Genomic DNA, 2,845 nt, shown 5'->3' on the forward strand with positions numbered 1-2,845 from the left:
TGTCAGGAAGATGACAGGCGCGATGATCATCTTGACCAGCTTGATGAAGGCATCACCCAGCGGCTTCAGGCTCTCGCCGGTCCCCCGGATAGAAATAGCCAATTGCGACGCCGAGGGCGATGGCGGCAAGCACCTGCGCGTAAAGCTTGGCATAGAAGGCTTTGCGGGGCGCGGGGCCCGCGCTGCGGACTTGTGCAGCTGACACTGTTTCTTTCCCTGACCGGATCGAGGTGGGTTCCTCCCGCCCAGGCTTCTCCCGTCGCGGCGCTCCGGTCGAACGCTGCACCAACGCTGCCGCAAGCTCCGTGCCAAAACGCGGCGGCGCGAGAAACGCGCAGGACCTCTCACGCCGTGCTTGTGCGGATTTCTGCACTCGCCGCTGGCGCGTGCCCTTCGTCGAAGGAAGGGCCGACTGTCGGGGATTGGAGGTCGCTCTGGGCGTTACACGCAGGCTGGCAGCCGCTAGAAGGCCGTCGACGCAAGCACTTTGCCTCAGGTGGCTGCGATCGGCATCCAGATGGTCGACATCTTGTTGTGGTTATGCCCAAGGCCGTCGCCCTAGCGGGCGCACGCTAGACACCTCTCTTGTTACCCCAGAGCATTACGTGCAGCTGCGGCAGCACGCGGGCTTCGAACCACCTGTCGCGGGTCACCTTTTCAATCAGCCACTCCATGCGTTTCATTATTCCGTCAAGGTCGACAGGCGCGTCTTCATTTCCGGCGCGTGGCGGCGTGTGATTGCCGGGTTGCAGATAGATCGGAAGTCGCGGAAACCTCGCGGCGGCGTCTTTCGCGTAAGCGTAGTCACTGTCGTCGAAAACAACGAGCTTGAGCATGATTTGCGGCTTCTCCTGCGCCGCTTCGATGCACGCCTCGACAGCGGCCCAATCGGTCCTCATTTCGCTTGACGGCGGCTTCGGGCTGAGGACCAGCACGTCAAGGTCGGCAAACCAGTCCCTGACCACGGAACCTTGGGTTTCCAGCGCAAAACGGTAACCTTCACCATGGCCTCGCTCGATGAGCGCACGAAACGGCTGAATGGCAGGATTGCCGCCTGACAGTGACACCATCACTGGCCGGCCACCGGAAAGCGCAACGACGGTTTGCCACACCGTGTCGATTGACATCATCTCCCATTCATGGCGGAATTGATTATCCACCGCATGGAGGCTGTCACACCAGGAACAGCGATAGTCACACCCGCCGGTCCTGATGAAGACAGTCGGCAAACCAATGAGCACGCCCTCGCCCTGGATCGTCGGCCCGAAAATCTCGCTGACGCGAATTGCCGGATGCGTATGGGTCATGGCCGGTACTCCGCCCAGGTTTTCGGCGTTTCGCTGACCCGCACGGCCGAGGTCTCGGGCAGGCGTGCCTTGCACCATCCATAGAAATGTCTGGCCAGACATTCCGCCGTGACTTGCTCATGCCCCAGCACTTCGTTGAGATGTCGGTGGTCGAAGCTCTCGTCGATATAGCGTTTGAGCGGCGCCAGATCATGATAGTCGCGCACGAAGCCGTGCTCGTTCAGTCCATTCGCTGAAAGCTCCACTTCAACGATGTAGTTATGCCCGTGCAGGCGCGCACATTGGTGATCGGGTGGCAACGAGCTGAGCTGATGCGAGGCTGAGAAGTGGAATTCCTTGGTGATGCGGAACATTACGCGGTCCTCCTTCGCAGCGCATCGAGCCAGAAGTCGGAGTCCTCGTAGTCGGTGGGGTCCGGCTGCCCAGAGAGATGAAACGCCTCGCGCCGCTCGACGCAGGTCCCGCACCTCCCGCAGTGACGCTCGGCGCCCTTGTAGCAGGACCAGGTCTGCGCAAATGGCGTGCCGTATGCTGCTCCATACCTAACAATGTCCGCCTTCGTGAGATTCACATAGGGTGCATAAACGCGAATCTTCGCGTAGCCGTCGAGCGCGTGGTCCTGCATCATCTGGAAAGCGTCGATGAAGGCCGGACGGCAGTCGGGATAAATGAAATGATCCCCACCATGCACGGCCGTCGCCACCGCGTCAGCGCCGTGCGCTGCGGCGAGGCCGAAGGCAATGGCTAACATGATGGCGTTCCGGTTCGGCACCACCGTGACCTTCATCGTGTCTTCGGCGTAGTGCCCGTCGGGCACGTCCACATTATCGGTCAGCGCGGAGCCGGAAAGGCCGCCGCCGATCTCGTGGATGTCGATGATGCGGTGCGGGACGCTCAGTCGCTCCGCGCAAAGGGCGGCGAAGCCCAATTCCTTTCTATGCCGTTGGCCGTAATCGAAAGATAGGAGGCCGGCGAGTTCGTGCTCCGCTGCCACCTTGTGAGCAAGGGTAACGGAGTCCAATCCGCCGGAGCAGACGACGAGAGTCTTCATTTTTGGGTCCTTGTTTTAACCGGGTAGGCTGCGACCGGAGATTTCTCTGCGCTCCCAGTACTTCAGGAAATCCATTTTGTGAAGTGAACGGGGGACGAGTTTCATGCGCTGACGTGCAGCTGTGTGCAAGGCGCCCTCGCGGTGAGCCTGCAAGGAACACTGACTAGCGAAACGTCACGCTTCAGCGGAATGCTCAAAGGCGAGCGCACCAGAATAAGCTCTGCAGGAGGTCCGGCCCTTCGTAAACAAAGTTCTCGCGATCAAGCGCCCGGCGGTCCCGAGCTTCGAGGGACGCCACCGCGAGGGTTTCAGGTACTAGACGGCCCAAGGATGGGCTTGCCGCAAACAACGGACTTACCAGTGGGATGTTCAGCGACGCCGATGCAGATGTCTGGAATGATCACGAGTTGTGTGCGTCAAGTTCTGCAAAAATGGCGTGGCAGTAGCTGTGACGTCGGCGTGTCCGCCGCGCAGCCCCCGTGTTTAG

Annotated in this window: 3 protein-coding genes and 1 pseudogene; all 4 read right to left on the minus strand. The window is 60.6% G+C overall.

What is annotated here, in order from left to right; all coding sequences use genetic code 11:
• Positions 1–205 (minus strand): annotated as a pseudogene (locus NKJ46_RS34475) (cation:dicarboxylate symporter family transporter); the annotation flags it as partial.
• A gap of 367 nt (positions 206–572) precedes the next feature.
• Entirely contained in the window at positions 573–1,307 is a 735-nt protein-coding gene (queE, locus tag NKJ46_RS34480; protein WP_352549604.1) for a 7-carboxy-7-deazaguanine synthase QueE, read from the minus strand.
• On the minus strand, positions 1,304–1,660 hold the full coding sequence (gene queD / locus NKJ46_RS34485) for a 6-carboxytetrahydropterin synthase QueD (protein WP_352549606.1): 357 nt from the start codon (positions 1,658–1,660) through the stop codon (positions 1,304–1,306). Before queD ends, queE begins: the two co-directional genes overlap by 4 nt.
• Positions 1,660–2,358: a 7-cyano-7-deazaguanine synthase QueC gene (gene queC / locus NKJ46_RS34490; protein ID WP_352549607.1), complete on the minus strand. Its 699-nt coding sequence runs from the start codon at positions 2,356–2,358 to the stop codon at positions 1,660–1,662. The genes queD and queC overlap by 1 nt, the downstream gene beginning before the upstream one ends.
• Between the last annotated feature and the right edge of the window lie 487 nt (positions 2,359–2,845).

This window comes from Mesorhizobium sp. M0166, from assembly GCF_040322255.1.
In the GTDB taxonomy this organism is placed as follows: domain Bacteria; phylum Pseudomonadota; class Alphaproteobacteria; order Rhizobiales; family Rhizobiaceae; genus Mesorhizobium.

Coding starts and splice junctions, on each gene's coding strand:
- queC (WP_352549607.1), bottom strand. CDS start 2,358: ATGAAGACTCTCGTCGTCTGCTCCGGCGGATTGGACTCCGTTACCCTT.
- queD (WP_352549606.1), bottom strand. CDS start 1,660: ATGTTCCGCATCACCAAGGAATTCCACTTCTCAGCCTCGCATCAGCTC.
- queE (WP_352549604.1), bottom strand. CDS start 1,307: ATGACCCATACGCATCCGGCAATTCGCGTCAGCGAGATTTTCGGGCCG.